The sequence below is a fragment of the Pseudomonas sp. WT-JTC genome (assembly GCF_056711565.1).
In genome coordinates, this window is record NZ_CM160042.1 from 2,376,625 (window position 1) to 2,394,659 (window position 18,035).

Sequence of the window (18,035 nt, forward strand, 5' to 3'; positions counted from 1 at the left end):
ATGGAAATCAAGGTCAACTTTCTCGACAACCTTCGACTTGAGGCCAAGTTCGACGACTTCACGGTGATTGCCGATCAACCCATTCGCTACAAGGGCGATGGCTCGGCACCGGGGCCGTTCGATTACTTCCTGGCTTCGTCGGCGTTGTGCGCGGCGTATTTCGTGAAGTTATATTGCGAAACCCGCAATATCCCCACCGAAAATATCCGCCTGTCGCAGAACAACATTGTTGATCCGGAAAACCGCTACAACCAGATTTTCAAGATTCAGGTCGAGTTGCCGGCGGACATCTCTGCCAAGGATCGGCAGGGGATCTTGCGCTCCATCGACCGTTGCACAGTAAAAAAGGTGGTGCAAACCGGGCCCGAGTTTGTGATTGAAGAGGTCGAAAACCTCGACGCCGATGCCCAGGCATTGCTGATGCCACACTCGACTGGCGTAGCGGGCACCTACATTGCGGGCAAGGACCTGCCACTGGAACAGACCATCGCCAACATGTCGGGCATCCTGGCCGACCTGGGCATGAAGATTGAAATCGCTTCGTGGCGCAACATCGTTCCCAATGTGTGGTCGCTGCACATCCGCGATGCGCACTCGCCGATGTGTTTTACCAACGGCAAAGGCGCGACCAAAGAAGGCGCGCTGGCATCGGCACTGGGCGAGTTCATCGAGCGGCTCAACTGCAACTTCTTCTATAACGATCAGTTCTGGGGCGAGGACATCGCCAATGCGGCGTTTGTGCATTACCCGGACGAGCGCTGGTTCAAGGCTGGCCCGAAGGACGAACTGCCGACCGAAATCCTCGACGAGTACTGCCTGAAGATTTACGACCGGGACGGCGAGTTGCGTGGCTCGCATCTGTACGACACCAACTCCGGCAACACCCAGCGTGGCATTTGTTCACTGCCGTTTGTGCGCCAGTCGGACAATGAGGTGGTGTACTTCCCGTCCAATCTGATCGAAAACCTGTTCCTGAGTAATGGCATGAGTGCTGGCAACACGCTAGCCGAAGCCCAGGTGCAATGCCTGTCCGAGATCTTCGAGCGTGCGGTCAAACGCGAAATCCTCGAAGGCGAAATGGCCCTGCCGGATGTGCCGCAGGAAGTGCTGGCCAAGTACCCGGGCATTCTGGCGGGTATCCAGGCCCTGGAAGAGCAGGGCTTCCCGGTGCTGGTCAAGGATGCGTCGCTGGGCGGGGAGTTCCCGGTGATGTGTGTCACCTTGATGAACCCGCGTACCGGGGGCGTGTTCGCCTCGTTCGGTGCGCACCCAAGCCTGGAAGTGGCTCTTGAGCGCAGCCTGACGGAACTGCTGCAAGGCCGCAGTTTTGAAGGCTTGAACGATCTGCCCCAGCCGACCTTCGAAGGTCAGGCGGTGACTGAGCCAAACAACTTCGTCGAGCACTTTATCGATTCCAGCGGTGTGGTCTCGTGGCGTTTCTTCAGCGCCAGGCCGGATTTCGAATTCGTTGAGTGGGATTTCTCCGGTCAAGGCGAAAACTCCAATGCTGAAGAAGCCGCAACGTTGTTCGGCATTCTCGAAGACATGGGCAAGGAAGTGTACATGGCGGTCTATGAGCACATCGGTGCCAAGGCCTGTCGCATTCTGGTGCCGGATTATTCGGAGATTTACCCGGTAGAAGATTTGATCTGGGATAACACCAACAAAGCGCTGCAGTTCCGCGCCGACATCCTCAATCTGCACAGCCTGAGCAAAGTCGGTCTGAGAACGCTGGCCAAGGGTCTGGAAAACAGCGAGCTGGATGATTACACCGACATCACCACTCTGATCGGCATCGAGTTTGACGACAACACGCCTTGGGGCAAATTGACGATCCTGGAGCTGAGGCTGCTGATTTATCTCGCCTTGCAGAAGTTTGATCAGGCGAAAGATCTGGTGGAAGCCTTTTTGCAATACAACGACAACACCGTCGAACGCGGCTTGTTTTATCAAGCCGTGAACGTCGTGCTGGAAATGCAACTGGACGATGATCTGGAGCTGAGCGATTACGAAGCCAACTTCCGCCGGATGTTCGGCAACGAGCGGATGGACGCGGCGATAGGGTCCGTGGATGGCAGCGTACGTTTCTACGGCCTGACACCGACGAGCATGAAACTGGAAGGGCTCGACAGGCACCTTCGGCTGGTCGACAGCTACAAGAAGCTGCATATGGCGCGGGCCAGGGTGGCGGCTTTATATAGCTGATGGCAGCAACAAAAAAGCACCTTGGGTGCTTTTTTGTTTTTTGGCGGCCAGCCAATCGTCTGCGCGCGTTGGCCTTGTTTTTTTGGCTATGTCAGGGGTAGTGGCTGCCTATGAGGAAGTCCTTCTATATAGAAGGAGCATTTTGGCTCCTCTATACAGGCTTCCTTTGGGCGTTCTGGTGCTTTCTGCAAGTTATTGATAGAAAAGCGGAATCAGTGCTTGACGGCAGATTCTGGAGGCCTATAATTCGCCCCACTTCCGGCGCAGTCGAAACGGAAAACTCCTTGGAAAACAAAGAGTTACCCAGGTTTCGGCAGCAGGTTGCTTCAGGTCATCGAAGCCGAAAGGAAGTTGAAAAAGAGGTGTTGACAGCAGCGTGTAACGCTGTAGAATTCGCCTCCCGCTGACGAGAGATCTGAAGCGCAAGTGGTTGAAGTTGTTAAGGATTCCTTGAAAACTTCTGAAAAAAATCACTTGACAGCAAATGAGGCTGCTGTAGAATGCGCGCCTCGGTTGAGACGAAAGATCTTAACCAACCGCTCTTTAACAACTGAATCAAGCAATTCGTGTGGGTGCTTGTGGAGTCAGACTGCTAGTCAACAGATTATCAGCATCACAAGTTACTCCGCGAGAAATCAAAGATGTAACCAACGATTGCTGAGCCAAGTTTAGGGTTTTCTCAAAACCCAAAGATGTTTGAACTGAAGAGTTTGATCATGGCTCAGATTGAACGCTGGCGGCAGGCCTAACACATGCAAGTCGAGCGGATGACGGGAGCTTGCTCCCGAATTCAGCGGCGGACGGGTGAGTAATGCCTAGGAATCTGCCTGGTAGTGGGGGACAACGTCTCGAAAGGGACGCTAATACCGCATACGTCCTACGGGAGAAAGCAGGGGACCTTCGGGCCTTGCGCTATCAGATGAGCCTAGGTCGGATTAGCTAGTTGGTGAGGTAATGGCTCACCAAGGCGACGATCCGTAACTGGTCTGAGAGGATGATCAGTCACACTGGAACTGAGACACGGTCCAGACTCCTACGGGAGGCAGCAGTGGGGAATATTGGACAATGGGCGAAAGCCTGATCCAGCCATGCCGCGTGTGTGAAGAAGGTCTTCGGATTGTAAAGCACTTTAAGTTGGGAGGAAGGGCATTAACCTAATACGTTAGTGTTTTGACGTTACCGACAGAATAAGCACCGGCTAACTCTGTGCCAGCAGCCGCGGTAATACAGAGGGTGCAAGCGTTAATCGGAATTACTGGGCGTAAAGCGCGCGTAGGTGGTTTGTTAAGTTGGATGTGAAAGCCCCGGGCTCAACCTGGGAACTGCATTCAAAACTGACAAGCTAGAGTATGGTAGAGGGTGGTGGAATTTCCTGTGTAGCGGTGAAATGCGTAGATATAGGAAGGAACACCAGTGGCGAAGGCGACCACCTGGACTGATACTGACACTGAGGTGCGAAAGCGTGGGGAGCAAACAGGATTAGATACCCTGGTAGTCCACGCCGTAAACGATGTCAACTAGCCGTTGGGAGCCTTGAGCTCTTAGTGGCGCAGCTAACGCATTAAGTTGACCGCCTGGGGAGTACGGCCGCAAGGTTAAAACTCAAATGAATTGACGGGGGCCCGCACAAGCGGTGGAGCATGTGGTTTAATTCGAAGCAACGCGAAGAACCTTACCAGGCCTTGACATCCAATGAACTTTCCAGAGATGGATTGGTGCCTTCGGGAACATTGAGACAGGTGCTGCATGGCTGTCGTCAGCTCGTGTCGTGAGATGTTGGGTTAAGTCCCGTAACGAGCGCAACCCTTGTCCTTAGTTACCAGCACGTAATGGTGGGCACTCTAAGGAGACTGCCGGTGACAAACCGGAGGAAGGTGGGGATGACGTCAAGTCATCATGGCCCTTACGGCCTGGGCTACACACGTGCTACAATGGTCGGTACAGAGGGTTGCCAAACCGCGAGGTGGAGCTAATCCCATAAAACCGATCGTAGTCCGGATCGCAGTCTGCAACTCGACTGCGTGAAGTCGGAATCGCTAGTAATCGCGAATCAGAATGTCGCGGTGAATACGTTCCCGGGCCTTGTACACACCGCCCGTCACACCATGGGAGTGGGTTGCACCAGAAGTAGCTAGTCTAACCTTCGGGAGGACGGTTACCACGGTGTGATTCATGACTGGGGTGAAGTCGTAACAAGGTAGCCGTAGGGGAACCTGCGGCTGGATCACCTCCTTAATCGACGACTCAGCTGCTCCATAAGTTCCCACACGAATTGCTTGATTCATTGAAGAAGACGATAGAAGCAGCTTTAAGCTCCAAGCTGATAGCTCACGCTAACAGTTACAAGCTCGAAATTGGGTCTGTAGCTCAGTTGGTTAGAGCGCACCCCTGATAAGGGTGAGGTCGGCAGTTCGAATCTGCCCAGACCCACCAATTTTGTATGGGGCCATAGCTCAGCTGGGAGAGCGCCTGCCTTGCACGCAGGAGGTCAGCGGTTCGATCCCGCTTGGCTCCACCATAAACTGCTTCAACGTGTCGAAGAGTTTAGAAATGAATATTCCGCGATGAATATTGATTTCTAGTCTTTTGATTAGATCGTTCTTTAAAAATTTGGGTATGTGATAGAAAGATAGACTGAACGTTACTTTCACTGGTAACGGATCAGGCTAAGGTAAAATTTGTGAGTTGCTCTTAGAGCAAGTGCGAATTTTCGGCGAATGTCGTCTTCATAGTATAACCAGATTGCTTGGGGTTATATGGTCAAGTGAAGAAGCGCATACGGTGGATGCCTTGGCAGTCAGAGGCGATGAAAGACGTGGTAGCCTGCGAAAAGCTTCGGGGAGTCGGCAAACAGACTTTGATCCGGAGATGTCTGAATGGGGGAACCCAGCCATCATAAGATGGTTATCTTGTACTGAATACATAGGTGCAAGAGGCGAACCAGGGGAACTGAAACATCTAAGTACCCTGAGGAAAAGAAATCAACCGAGATTCCCTTAGTAGTGGCGAGCGAACGGGGACTAGCCCTTAAGTGGCTTTGAGATTAGCGGAACGCTCTGGAAAGTGCGGCCATAGTGGGTGATAGCCCTGTACGCGAAAATCTCTTGGTCATGAAATCGAGTAGGACGGAGCACGAGAAACTTTGTCTGAATATGGGGGGACCATCCTCCAAGGCTAAATACTACTGACTGACCGATAGTGAACTAGTACCGTGAGGGAAAGGCGAAAAGAACCCCGGAGAGGGGAGTGAAATAGATCCTGAAACCGTATGCGTACAAGCAGTGGGAGCCCACTTTGTTGGGTGACTGCGTACCTTTTGTATAATGGGTCAGCGACTTATTTTCAGTGGCGAGCTTAACCGAATAGGGGAGGCGTAGCGAAAGCGAGTCTTAATAGGGCGTCTAGTCGCTGGGAATAGACCCGAAACCGGGCGATCTATCCATGGGCAGGTTGAAGGTTAGGTAACACTGACTGGAGGACCGAACCGACTACCGTTGAAAAGTTAGCGGATGACCTGTGGATCGGAGTGAAAGGCTAATCAAGCTCGGAGATAGCTGGTTCTCCTCGAAAGCTATTTAGGTAGCGCCTCATGTATCACTGTAGGGGGTAGAGCACTGTTTCGGCTAGGGGGTCATCCCGACTTACCAAACCGATGCAAACTCCGAATACCTACAAGTGCCGAGCATGGGAGACACACGGCGGGTGCTAACGTCCGTCGTGAAAAGGGAAACAACCCAGACCGTCAGCTAAGGTCCCAAAGTTATGGTTAAGTGGGAAACGATGTGGGAAGGCTTAGACAGCTAGGAGGTTGGCTTAGAAGCAGCCACCCTTTAAAGAAAGCGTAATAGCTCACTAGTCGAGTCGGCCTGCGCGGAAGATGTAACGGGGCTCAAACCATACACCGAAGCTACGGGTATCACGCAAGTGATGCGGTAGAGGAGCGTTCTGTAAGCCTGTGAAGGTGAGTTGAGAAGCTTGCTGGAGGTATCAGAAGTGCGAATGCTGACATGAGTAACGACAATGGGTGTGAAAAACACCCACGCCGAAAGACCAAGGTTTCCTGCGCAACGTTAATCGACGCAGGGTTAGTCGGTCCCTAAGGCGAGGCTGAAAAGCGTAGTCGATGGAAAACAGGTTAATATTCCTGTACTTCTGGTTATTGCGATGGAGGGACGGAGAAGGCTAGGCCAGCTTGGCGTTGGTTGTCCAAGTTTAAGGTGGTAGGCTGAGATCTTAGGTAAATCCGGGATCTTAAGGCCGAGAGCTGATGACGAGTTACCCTTTGGGTGACGAAGTGGTTGATGCCATGCTTCCAAGAAAAGCTTCTAAGCTTCAGATAACCAGGAACCGTACCCCAAACCGACACAGGTGGTTGGGTAGAGAATACCAAGGCGCTTGAGAGAACTCGGGTGAAGGAACTAGGCAAAATGGCACCGTAACTTCGGGAGAAGGTGCGCCGGTGAGGGTGAAGCATTTACTGCGTAAGCCCACGCCGGTCGAAGATACCAGGCCGCTGCGACTGTTTATTAAAAACACAGCACTCTGCAAACACGAAAGTGGACGTATAGGGTGTGACGCCTGCCCGGTGCCGGAAGGTTAATTGATGGGGTTAGCTAACGCGAAGCTCTTGATCGAAGCCCCGGTAAACGGCGGCCGTAACTATAACGGTCCTAAGGTAGCGAAATTCCTTGTCGGGTAAGTTCCGACCTGCACGAATGGCGTAACGATGGCGGCGCTGTCTCCACCCGAGACTCAGTGAAATTGAAATCGCTGTGAAGATGCAGTGTATCCGCGGCTAGACGGAAAGACCCCGTGAACCTTTACTATAGCTTTGCACTGGACTTTGAATTTGCTTGTGTAGGATAGGTGGGAGGCTTTGAAGCGTGGACGCCAGTTCGCGTGGAGCCATCCTTGAAATACCACCCTGGCAACTTTGAGGTTCTAACTCAGGTCCGTTATCCGGATCGAGGACAGTGTATGGTGGGTAGTTTGACTGGGGCGGTCTCCTCCTAAAGAGTAACGGAGGAGTACGAAGGTGCGCTCAGACCGGTCGGAAATCGGTCGTAGAGTATAAAGGCAAAAGCGCGCTTGACTGCGAGACAGACACGTCGAGCAGGTACGAAAGTAGGTCTTAGTGATCCGGTGGTTCTGTATGGAAGGGCCATCGCTCAACGGATAAAAGGTACTCCGGGGATAACAGGCTGATACCGCCCAAGAGTTCATATCGACGGCGGTGTTTGGCACCTCGATGTCGGCTCATCACATCCTGGGGCTGAAGCCGGTCCCAAGGGTATGGCTGTTCGCCATTTAAAGTGGTACGCGAGCTGGGTTTAGAACGTCGTGAGACAGTTCGGTCCCTATCTGCCGTGGACGTTTGAGATTTGAGAGGGGCTGCTCCTAGTACGAGAGGACCGGAGTGGACGAACCTCTGGTGTTCCGGTTGTCACGCCAGTGGCATTGCCGGGTAGCTATGTTCGGAAAAGATAACCGCTGAAAGCATCTAAGCGGGAAACTTGCCTCAAGATGAGATCTCACTGGAGCCTTGAGCTCCCTGAAGGGCCGTCGAAGACTACGACGTTGATAGGTTGGGTGTGTAAGCGCTGTGAGGCGTTGAGCTAACCAATACTAATTGCCCGTGAGGCTTGACCATATAACACCCAAGCAATTTGACTACTCGAAAGAGCATCAGATTGCGGTGTGTGAAGACGCAATGAACCGAAAGTTCGCAAACACACAAATCTATCGCATACCCAATTTGCTGAAGCGCGGCCAGCTGGCCACGACTCAGTACCCGAATTTCTTGACGACCATAGAGCGTTGGAACCACCTGATCCCATCCCGAACTCAGCAGTGAAACGATGCATCGCCGATGGTAGTGTGGGGTTTCCCCATGTGAGAGTAGGTCATCGTCAAGATTAAATTCCGAAACCCCTATCTGCGCACGCAGGTAGGGGTTTTGTTTTTGGCGCCCCACCCCCCTGTAGGAGCGAGCTCGCTCGCGAAAAACCCGAGCGCACCGCGGGGTACCAGGTTTCCCGCGTCATCGTTAACGTCCATCGCGAGCCAGCTCGCTCCTACAACTGATCCTTTTCGCAGTTAACCATCCACGACACACCAAAACGGTCGACCAGCATGCCGAAGCGCGCCGCCCAGAACGTGGCCTCCAGTGGCATTTGCACGGTGCCGCCGCCAGCCAGCGCATTGAAGACCCGTTCGGCCTCGGCAATGCTGTCGACGTTGAGTGAAATCGAGCAGGCGCTCATTTTATCGACGGGGCGATCAGGTGTGGTATCCGACCCCATGATGGCCTGATCGCCCACTATCAGGCGGGTATGAATGATCAGGTTGTGCAGATCCTTGGGGACATGCCCAGCGGCAGGGGTTTCACCGAAGGACAACATGGCTTCGAGCTGGCCTTGCAGGCACTGCGCATAGAACGTGAAGGCGTCTTTGCAGTCGCCGTTGAAGATAAGGTAGGGATTGATTTTCATGGTCGGCTCCAGGTGCTCAAGTGCACACATCGGTTTGGACGCCGGGATTGTCGGCGAATTCCGATTGTGTCGAGCCGACAAGCAAAGCGCTAAATCGTCGCTGGAGCCTGGGTTTCTTTAGACGTTTTTTCTATAGGCCGCGCCAGGCTTATCGCCTCCGGCGCACGCCGCGGCGCAAGCACGCGTTCGATGGCGCCGCTGACCATGCTCTCCAGCAGCTCATCACGTTCCTGCTCGTCCAGCACATGGGGCGTCAGCCAACTGGGCGCGCTGTTGAGCAGGGCGCCAATGGCATGTCCGGCGGCCAGCAGGCCTTGCTCGCTGAAACGGGACTTCGCGCCCAGCATCTTCAGCAGCGTGCGTTCGTATTGCTCGCGCAATTGCCGGACCCGAGCCTGTTGCTCTTCGTTCAGGCAACCGCTGTCGCGCTCCACCAGGCGAAAATGCCAAGGCATCTCCCGATGCAGATTCAAGTGCGCGCGGATCAGGCTGTTGAGCTTGTCGCGTTTGGCCGGCGCTTTCTGCTGAATGCGCCCCAGGGTGGCCAGCAACTCCTCGTAGAACTCCTCGATCAGGTCGAGCAGCAGATGCTGTTTGCTGGGGTAATGGTGATACAGCGAGCCTGGGGAGAGCCCCAGGCTCGTCGCGAGCTCACGCATGCCGACCTGGCCGAACCCCTTGCAGGCAAACAGCTCCAGGACCTTGTCCCGGTACTCGGCAAAGCGCGAGCAACGCTCAGGCATAGGCATGGAAGCCGCGCCCCGTTTTGCGCCCCAGGTAACCGGCCGCGACCATTTCCTTGAGCAGCGGCGCGGGGCGATATTTGCTGTCGTTGAAACCGTCATAGAAGGCTTCGAGGATCGACAACAGGGTATCCAGACCAATCAGGTCCGCCAGGGCCAACGGACCGATAGGCTGATTGCAACCCAGACGCATGCCAGCGTCGATGTCTTCGGCGCTGGCCAGGCCTTCCTGGAACACCAGGATCGCTTCGTTGATCATCGGCACCAGGATCCGGTTGACCACGAAGCCCGGACGGTTGCCGGCGGTAATCGCGGTTTTGCCAAGGGTGGTCGCCATGTCCAGCGCCAGTTTGTGGGTCGCGTCACTGGTTTGCAGGCCGCGGATGACTTCGATCAGGCCCATCACAGGCACCGGGTTGAAGAAATGCAGGCCGATGAAGCGCTCGGGCTGGCTGACACTGGCGGCGAGTTGAGTGATCGACAGCGACGAGGTATTGGAGGCAATCACGCATTCGCTGCTGACTTGCGCGGCGATCTGTTGCAGCACACGCAGTTTCAGGTCGAGATTTTCCGTCGCCGCTTCGATGACCAACTGCGCATTTTGCAGACTGCTGTAGTCGGTGCTGGTGCGGATTTTGTCGAGGGCGGCCTGTTTCTGCTCCTGCGTCAGGGTTTCCTTGGCGATCTGCCGGTCCAGGTTTTTACCGACTGTTGCGACGGCTTTTTGCAAAGCGCTTTCGGAAATGTCGAGCAAGGTCACGTTGAAACCGGCCATGGCGCAGACTTGTGCAATGCCATTGCCCATGGTGCCCGCACCAATCACCCCGATGTTTTGCAGATTCATGTTCCCATCCTTCGATCAAACCCTGCGATACCTTGGCCGCGACGGCAGCCGAAGGCGTACTATTGCCGCGAGTCTAGAGCCGGCAGGGCCGTTGTCCTATGCCAAAACTGTTCAACGGCAATGATGTTTTTTGCCATTCGGGTGATGAGAGAGAAGCGTACCAATGCGGGAAAAGGACTCGGTTGCCGCCTATTTCGTGCAGGCAATGATTCATGGGCTGAGGGATGATCCGCAGCGCGTGACGGCGGTGCTCGAACAGGCGGGCATTGATCCGGCGGTCATGAACGAACCCACGGCGCGGGTGCCGGCCAATGCGTTTGCCGCGTTGTGGCTGATTCAGATCCGCGAACTCGATGACGAGTTTTTCGGGCTCGATTCCCATGGCATGCCGCCGGGCAGCTTCGCCCTGATTTGCCGAGCCTTGATTCAGGAACCCGACCTGCACAAGGCCATGCGTCAGTGCCTGGCCAACTTCGGGTTGTTCCTGCGCGATTTTCGCGGTTCGCTGGCCGTACGGGGCAAGCGTGCGGTCATCAGCCTGGAAACCTGTTCGACGGACAACGACGCCAGCCGGTTTGGTGAAGAAACGTTCCTGGTGTTGATGATCAGTCTGATGTGCTGGCTGGGCGGCCGGCGCATTCCCATAGACCGCGCGGACTTCCGCCATTCGCGCCTGTCGCTTGGCGACGACCGTCTGCTTTGGGGCCCCAACCTGACCTTTGGTGCCGAGCGCACCGAAATCGAATTTGCCAGCCATTACTTGCGCCTGCCGGTGGTTCAGGATCTGGCCTCGCTGAAAGTGTTTCTGCGTACCGCGCCGCAATGGCTGGTGATCCGCTTCCGAAACCAGCATGGCCTGGCCTCGCAGGTTCATCAGCGCTTGCGCGGCAATCATTACAGTGAATGGCCGACGTTGCAGGCCTTTGCCCTGGAACAGCATCTGAGCCCCAGCACCTTCCGCCGCAAACTGGAGCGTGAAGGCTGCTCCTATCAGGAGATCAAGGACGAAGTACGGCGCGGTGTGGCCTTCGAGCAATTGCGTGAGAGCGATGCGAGCATCAGCGATATCGCCGAGCGACTGGGGTTCCAGGAACCCAGCGCCTTCCATCGGGCATTCAAGAAGTGGACCGGGGAAAGTCCGGGGCGCTATCGGGCCCGTTATCAGGGGGAGCGGGGCGCAGAAGCGACCAACCTTCAGGAGTCCTGCGAGCCCTGAACCAGCGCCTGTCCGACCACCTGATGGGGGCTTGCCTTCAGCAAGCCATCAAGTGCCTGGCGATACTGGCTGCCACCCAGGCTCATGCTGTTGTTGTGTGTACCGCCGGGTATCAGCAGCAGGCGCTTGGGTTCATGGGCGGCATTGAACAGTTGCTGGCTGAATCGTGAGGGCATGAACGGATCAGCCAGGCCGTGCACCACCAGCAGCGGCATATCGATGTCGACGATCTTGTCGATTGAGTCGAACTTCTGCGACAACAGCCAGCGCACTGGCAACCCGCTCATCGGCAGGTTGTTGTTGGCCACCTCCGCGACCGCATCGCCCAACGAGGTGAAAGAAGACTCGATGACCAGACCGCGCACCGGCACCGGGACGTGCTGCTGCTTAGCCTGTGCAGCCAGGTCCGCCGCGAGTTCGATGGCCACTGCACTGCCCAGTGAGTGTCCGTAGATCAGACGCTTGCTGGCATCCGGTTGCATCGCGACAAAGCGTTCCCAGGCGACGTGCGCGTCTTCATACACACTGGCTTCCGAGGGCAAATCGCCTTTGCTCTGACCGAAGCCACGGTAGTCGATGGCCAGCACCGAATAGCCCATGGCCCGCAATTGCTCGATGCGAAACGCCTGGCCCGTGAGGTTCCAGCGCACGCCATGCAGGTAGAGAATTGCCGGCGCATCGCGGCGGGCGGCCGGCCACCACCAGGCATGCAGGTTTTGCCCGGCCTTGAAGCTGGCGGGCTGGATATCGAATTCCTGAACGTCCTGCGGCAAGCCGCGATACCAGCCTGCCGTGCCCGGTTCGATGCGGAACAGCAACTCGCGCTCTTTGTATTTGAGCGCCCCACAACTCACCGGCAAGCCGACGACCAGCACGGCCATGCACAGCAACGACAACCAGCGTCGGCGCAAGAGAGCGAGGAGGGGAGCAGACATCGGACGGTCCATCAGAATGGGAAGCACGGGTTTTAACAGATGAACCCGTGCACCAGGAGATTTTTCCGACCACCGTTGAGGCGCAATGGTTAAACGTCGCTGCCTGCCGAAGTTGGCACCGGCTCAGTCCACCCGCAGGACAATCTTGCCGATGTGCTCTCCCGCTTCCATCCGGGCATGGGCCTGTGCCGCTTCAGCGAGTGGGTAAACCTGGTCGATCATCGGCAGGCAGCGTCCGGCAGTCAGCACCGGCCATACGTGTTCGTGCAGTTGTCGGGCGATGGCGGCTTTTTCTTCCCCGGTTCTTGAGCGTAACAGGGAGCCGGTGACAACGGCGCGTTTGGCCATGATCGCCAGCAAGTCGACATCCCTGGCGTAAGCACCACCGAGGAAACCGAGCATCACCAGGCGACCTTCCAGGGCCAGGGCGGCCACATTGTTGTTGAGGTACGAGCCGCCCATGATGTCGAGTACCACGTTGACGCCCTGGCCCGCGGTTTTTTCCGCGATGACCTGCACAAAGTCCTGATCGCGATAGTTGATTGCCTCAGCGCCCAATTCGCAGATCGCTGCGCATTTTTCTTCACTGCCGGCGGTGGCGAATGCTTCGATGCCGAGCTCGCGGCACAGCATCAACGCGGTGGTGCCGATGCCGCTGGTGCCACCGTGGATCAACACACGCTGACCCTGGCGTGCACCGCCAAGACCGAACAGGTTGGCCCACACCGTGAAGTAGGTTTCCGGGATGGCCGCCGCCTGCAACCAGTCCATGCCTTTGGGGATCGGCAGGGCCTGACTGGCCGGGACCACGCAGTATTGCGCGTACCCGCCGCCATTGGTCAGGGCGCAGACCTTGTCGCCCAGCGCAAACCCGCTGACGCCCGCGCCAATCGCCACCACTTCACCGGCGACTTCCAGTCCCGGAATCGGGTTCGTGCCGGGTTTCAACGGGTATTTGCCGGCCCTTTGCAGCGCATCCGGGCGGTTGACCCCGGCGGCGTGCACGCGGATCAGAAGCTCGCCGGCCGCCGCAACGGGCACAGGCGCCTGGCGCGGTTGCAGGACATCGGGGCCACCGGGTTTGTAGATTTCGATCAGGGTCATGGTCTGGGGCAGTGTCATTTCATATACCTGTATTGAGTGTTAATGATTCGGTCGAACGGCTGAGCAGTCGGCTGCCCAGTTCCAGCAACAGCGCTACAACAATGGCGCCGGCGGCAATCACGAACATCAAGGCATGATGGCCGCCACTGGCGTTGAACAGCGCCGAATAAGCGAACCCCGAGAGGGCCTGGAAGGTAGCGAACGACACGGTGGCGCGACTCCAGGCAACCTGTTGCCGGTGATGCCCGGGGATCAGCTCATGCACCCGCGCCAACGCCAGCGGCACGATGCCTGGCGGGAAGGAGCCGAGGATCACCGCCAGTACAGCCAGCGCCGCGAACGAACTGCTGATCGATAGCAGGCCAACCGCCAGCGCCTGCACCACCAGCACGATGCGGATACCCGTTTTCGCGCCCAGTTGGTCGGCCAGAAAACCGTAGCTCACCGGCCCGACAATCGCGCCCAGGCCATACATCACCCAGATCAGCGCGCCGACATGCGCCCCGGCATTGAGCCCTCGGGCGACGTAATCCACCAGGAACACCATGGCCGGTACCAGCCCGGCGGCCATGAACGCGTATTGGGCGAACAGCAGGTAAACGCTCGGGTCGGTTGGGCTCGACGACGATGTATTCGACGGCGCAGCGGCTGTCGGGTGCGTGGCGGGTGGCCAGCCAAACCAGCTGGCAGCGGTCAGAATCAGAGCCAGCACACCAAGGCCGAACCAGGTTTGCTGCAAGCCGAGGCTCAGCAGCGGCGGCACGATTGTCCCCGACCCGGCAATGCCCAAGCCGATGCCCAGGAAAATCGCGCCGCTGGCCAGGCCTTTGCGGGCCGCCGGCACGTGGGGCAATACGGTTGCCGCCACCAGTACCATGATCGCGCCACCGGCAATACCCGACAGCAGGCGCCAGCCGAAGAACCAGCTCACCGACAACGGAAAACCACAGGCGAAAAACGCCAGCGTCACTGCCAGCATCATCAGGCGCAGGGCGGTCTTGTTCGAGGTTCGGCGTGCCAGTGGATGGCCGATCAGTGCGCCGATCAGGTAACCCACCAGATTGGCGGCACCGAGGTACACCACGTCGCTGGCGGAAAACCACTGAGCCTGGATCAGCGAAGGTATCAACGGTGTATAGGCGAAACGCGCCAGGCCGATGCTGACCAGGCTGGCGCAGAGACCGGCGAAGATCGGCAGCCAGATCGAGCTGCGTGCAGGGGTAACCGGAGGCGATGAACTGTGCATGCGCATTGTCCTGTGGAGTCACTCAGGCTTTCAGCATATCGAGATTCTTCGAAGCATTAATGCAGCGATTACGCGCTATGCTGATGCGCAATTGCATCATCAGGAGAGCGGTATGAATTGGGATGACGCCCGGGTATTTCTCGCGGTTTGCCGCGAATCCACGTTGCGTGGCGCGGCGCGGGTGTTGGGGGTCGATCAGGCCACGGTCGGCCGGCGCATCACGGCGCTGGAGAAGTCATTGAGCGCGACCTTGTTCCTGCGCACCTCCGAAGGTTACGCGCTGACGGCTGTTGGCGAAGCGGCGCTCAAGGCGGTGGAGAAGATGGAACATTCGGCCCTGGAGCTGGAACGCCGGATCCAGGGCCTGGACGATCGCTTGAGTGGCACGGTACGCGTCAGTACCACCGATACCCTGGCGATTGATTTCCTGATCCCGGCGATTGCCCGCCTGCATCGACAACACCCGGATGTACGGGTGCAACTGGACGCCACCACACAGATTCTCAGCCTGGCCAAACGCGAGGCGGACATCGCCGTGCGCAACACCCGTCCTGACAACCCGGACCTGATTGCCCGGCGCATCGCGCGCTGGCCGGTGGGTCTGTTTGCCTCGCAAGCCTATGTCGATGCCCACGGCGTACCGGAGCCTGGCTCGGCGTTCGCCGGGCATGATTTGGTGGTGTATCAACCGTACTTGCAGGGCAATAAAGACCTGACGCTGGTCTCTGAGCCGGTGGCGCGCGGGCGGATTGTCGCGAGCCTCAGTTCCAGCCTGCTGGTGCGCCGTTCGATTGCGGCGGGGATCGGGGTCGGGGAGGTTCCGGTGTACATGGGGGAGCGAGACGGACTGGTCAGGCTGTGGCCAGAACGCGCACGACCGTTGCCCTATGACATCTGGCTGGTGACCCACGCGGACCTGCGGCATACGGCCCGGGTCCGGGCGGTGATTGATGAGATTGTCGCGGGGTTCGCCGGGACCGGCGAATAAATCCGGGGACCACACAACCTGTGGGAGCGGGCTTGCTCGCGAAGGCGGAGTGTCAGACGACATCTCTGTTGAATGACACTGCGCCTTCGTCGGATCGCCGCCCGGAGCAAGCCCGCTCCCACAGGGTTTTGTCATGGCATTTCCGGCAATTCCTGTGGGCGCAGGTCGAAGACCAGTACTTCAGCGTCCACGCCGTTGCTCAAGGTCAGCGCCTGTTCTTCGCGGACCCGCACACCGTCGCCTTCCTGCAACAACACTCCGTTGAGTTCGACGCTACCTCGGGCCACGTGTACATAGGCGTAGCGGTTGGCGGCGAGCTCCAGGGTGGCGCTTTCCTTGCCGTCGATCAGGCCGGCATACACCCGCGCATCCTGACGCACCTTCAGCGAACCCTTGGCACCGTCCGGCGAGATGATCAGTTGCAGGCGCCCGCGTTTCTTCTGGGTGCTGAAGTGCTCTTGCTGATAGCGCGGTTTGGCGCCGCTGACGTCGGGCACGATCCAGATCTGAAGAAAGTGCACCGGCCGGGTGCTGGAGTGGTTGAACTCACTGTGGGCCACGCCGCTGCCGGCGCTCATCAGTTGCACGTCGCCGGGGCGGATCACCGAACCGGTGCCCAGGGTGTCCTTGTGTTCCAGGGCTCCTTCAAGCACGTAGGAGAAAATCTCCATGTCGCGGTGCGGGTGCTGGCCGAAGCCTTTACCGGCGGCGACGCGGTCGTCGTTGATCACCAACAGGTCAGAAAAACCCTGCTCTTTCGGGTTGCGATAGTTGGCGAAGGAAAAGGTATGGAACGACTTCAACCAGCCGTGATTGGCCAGGCCACGATCCGAGGCTTTGCGAAGAGTCAGCATGATGAAATCTCCTGTGGGGACGTGAATTCGTCCGACTGAGGAGAAGGTTAATGTTTACCTGTTGGTTCAATAAGTAGATGAAAATTGAAATACTGTCTCTGTCAGGTTGACAGTTGTTTGTAAAATGAGCCACCGGTATTTGAGGCATAATCTGCCATAAATCACGGCAACCAAACCTGTGGGAGCGGGCTTGCCCGCGATGACTGACTTCCAGTCGACATTGATGTTGGCTGACACACTGCTATCGTGGGCAAGCCCGCTCCCACAGGTTTCAATACCGGTCAATGTTTCCGCCTTTGATCCCAGTGAATTCCAATCCATGAAAACCGTGGCAATGGTGCTGTTTCCCGACTTTCTCCTGCTCGACATGGCCGGGCCCATGGAAGTGTTTTCCATCGCCAACCGTTATCTGAAACCCGAAGATCACTATGTGCTGACGACCATCGGCACCGAGCCCGGCGCACTGCGGGCGTCCAACGGAGTGAGCGTGCACGCCGACCGGCACATCGATCAGGCCTGCGAGGGTTTTGATTTGCTGCTGGTACCCGGTGGCCCCGGCGCCTACAACGAAAAGCATCCGCCATTGCTCGACTGGCTCAGGCACAACGTCAGCCGGTCCGCCGGTTATGGTTCCATCTGTACCGGGGCGTTCGTGTTGGGGCATGCCGGTTTGCTCGATGGCTATCGCGTCACCACCCACTGGCACTACACCGAGCGACTGATCAAGGCCTTTCCGAAAGCGACTGTCGAGACCGATCAGATCTTTGTTCAGGACCGTAGCCTGATCACTTCCGGCGGCGTGACTGCCGGAATCGACCTGGCGTTGTCGGTGGTGGCGCAGGACCACGGCAAGAAGGTCGCCCAGGATGTGGCCAAGGTGCTGCTGGTGGTGATGAAGCGCCAGGGCGGGCAGGCGCAGTTCAGCCCGTTGATGGCAGCGGTGGCCCCCCAGGAAACGGCGATTACCCGCGTGCAGAACCATGTGCTTGAGCACCTTGATGAAACCTACAGCATCGAGTCCATGGCCGGGCTGGCCAACATGAGCCCGCGTCATTTCGCCAGGGTGTTTGCCAGGGATGTGAACATGACGCCAATGGAGTTTCTGCAAAGCGCCCGCATCGATTGCGCCAGGAACCTGCTGGAAACCACGGAATTGCCGCTCAAGACCGTGGCGTTCAAAAGCGGCTTCGGCAGCGTGCGGCACATGCGGTTTCTGTTCAGTGAAAAACTTGGCCTGACCCCGACTCAATACCGCGAGCAGTTCAGCTAGCTGGCGCGTGTCCGTCGCGCGCACCGCAATGGCCGTGACGCTCCTCCCGTGACAGTTGTACGGTCACCGAGGCCTGCCAAGATACCGCTGAACTTATTGCAAGGAAGATGTGGAGCCAGGATACAAGCCAGGTTTCCAG

11 protein-coding genes, 2 tRNA genes and 3 rRNA genes are annotated in these 18,035 nt (G+C 57.4%); 9 read left to right on the forward strand and 7 right to left on the reverse strand.

Translation table 11 applies throughout. The annotated features are described in order from the left end of the window. The 6 genes from AC06G5_RS10875 to rrf all read left to right on the forward strand — a co-directional run bounded on the left by AC06G5_RS10875 (window position 1) and on the right by rrf (window position 8,120). On the forward strand, window positions 1-2,205 hold the full coding sequence (locus AC06G5_RS10875; protein WP_413705189.1) for an OsmC domain/YcaO domain-containing protein: 2,205 nt from the start codon (window positions 1-3) through the stop codon (window positions 2,203-2,205). A 698-nt stretch (window positions 2,206-2,903) separates the two neighbouring features. Then, window positions 2,904-4,440: ribosomal RNA gene (locus AC06G5_RS10880) — 16S ribosomal RNA — on the forward strand. A 121-nt stretch (window positions 4,441-4,561) separates the two neighbouring features. Further along, a tRNA-Ile gene (locus AC06G5_RS10885) sits at window positions 4,562-4,638 on the forward strand. A gap of 9 nt (window positions 4,639-4,647) precedes the next feature. Then, a tRNA-Ala gene (locus tag AC06G5_RS10890) sits at window positions 4,648-4,723 on the forward strand. 240 nt (window positions 4,724-4,963) lie between these two features. Next, a 23S ribosomal RNA gene (locus AC06G5_RS10895) occupies window positions 4,964-7,855 on the forward strand. A gap of 149 nt (window positions 7,856-8,004) precedes the next feature. Continuing rightward, window positions 8,005-8,120 (forward strand): 5S ribosomal RNA (gene rrf, locus AC06G5_RS10900). The 16S, 23S and 5S rRNA genes sit together here with 2 tRNA genes alongside, the layout of an rRNA operon. A 159-nt stretch (window positions 8,121-8,279) precedes the next feature. On the opposite strand, the gene AC06G5_RS10905 is transcribed toward rrf, so the two are convergent. The 3 genes from AC06G5_RS10905 to AC06G5_RS10915 all read right to left on the reverse strand — a co-directional run bounded on the left by AC06G5_RS10905 (window position 8,280) and on the right by AC06G5_RS10915 (window position 10,283). Beyond that, window positions 8,280-8,696, reverse strand: a complete 417-nt coding sequence (locus AC06G5_RS10905; RefSeq protein ID WP_413428753.1) for a VOC family protein — start codon at window positions 8,694-8,696, stop codon at window positions 8,280-8,282. 89 nt (window positions 8,697-8,785) lie between these two features. Continuing rightward, entirely contained in the window at window positions 8,786-9,445 is a 660-nt protein-coding gene (locus tag AC06G5_RS10910) for a TetR/AcrR family transcriptional regulator (RefSeq protein ID WP_413428752.1), read from the reverse strand. Then, entirely contained in the window at window positions 9,432-10,283 is an 852-nt protein-coding gene (locus AC06G5_RS10915; RefSeq protein WP_413428751.1) for a 3-hydroxybutyryl-CoA dehydrogenase, read from the reverse strand. The genes AC06G5_RS10910 and AC06G5_RS10915 overlap by 14 nt, the downstream gene beginning before the upstream one ends. A gap of 163 nt (window positions 10,284-10,446) precedes the next feature. Between AC06G5_RS10915 and AC06G5_RS10920 the strand changes: the two genes are divergently transcribed. Beyond that, window positions 10,447-11,499 carry an AraC family transcriptional regulator gene (locus tag AC06G5_RS10920; protein WP_480459447.1) on the forward strand — a complete coding sequence of 351 codons (1,053 nt, stop codon included), beginning with the start codon at window positions 10,447-10,449 and terminating at the stop codon, window positions 11,497-11,499. Here AC06G5_RS10920 and AC06G5_RS10925 read toward each other — a convergent pair. From AC06G5_RS10925 to AC06G5_RS10935, 3 genes are all read right to left on the reverse strand, one after another. Next, window positions 11,478-12,434: an alpha/beta hydrolase gene (locus AC06G5_RS10925; protein WP_480459449.1), complete on the reverse strand. Its 957-nt coding sequence runs from the start codon at window positions 12,432-12,434 to the stop codon at window positions 11,478-11,480. The genes AC06G5_RS10920 and AC06G5_RS10925 overlap by 22 nt on opposite strands. Before the next feature lie 123 nt (window positions 12,435-12,557). Then, window positions 12,558-13,556 carry an NAD(P)H-quinone oxidoreductase gene (locus AC06G5_RS10930; protein ID WP_480459451.1) on the reverse strand — a complete coding sequence of 333 codons (999 nt, stop codon included), beginning with the start codon at window positions 13,554-13,556 and terminating at the stop codon, window positions 12,558-12,560. A gap of 1 nt (window position 13,557) precedes the next feature. Then, entirely contained in the window at window positions 13,558-14,784 is a 1,227-nt protein-coding gene (locus tag AC06G5_RS10935) for a YbfB/YjiJ family MFS transporter (protein ID WP_480459452.1), read from the reverse strand. Window positions 14,785-14,896: 112 nt separating this feature from the next. On the opposite strand from AC06G5_RS10935, the gene AC06G5_RS10940 reads away from it, so the two are divergent. Then, window positions 14,897-15,772, forward strand: a complete 876-nt coding sequence (locus tag AC06G5_RS10940) for a LysR family transcriptional regulator (protein ID WP_480459453.1) — start codon at window positions 14,897-14,899, stop codon at window positions 15,770-15,772. 131 nt (window positions 15,773-15,903) lie between these two features. On the opposite strand, the gene AC06G5_RS10945 is transcribed toward AC06G5_RS10940, so the two are convergent. Then, a complete protein-coding gene (locus AC06G5_RS10945; protein ID WP_008020093.1) occupies window positions 15,904-16,626 on the reverse strand; it encodes a pirin family protein in 723 nt (240 codons plus the stop codon). Window positions 16,627-16,945: 319 nt separating this feature from the next. On the opposite strand from AC06G5_RS10945, the gene AC06G5_RS10950 reads away from it, so the two are divergent. Continuing rightward, window positions 16,946-17,896, forward strand: a complete 951-nt coding sequence (locus AC06G5_RS10950; RefSeq protein WP_413705182.1) for a GlxA family transcriptional regulator — start codon at window positions 16,946-16,948, stop codon at window positions 17,894-17,896. Window positions 17,897-18,035: the final 139 nt, after the last annotated feature.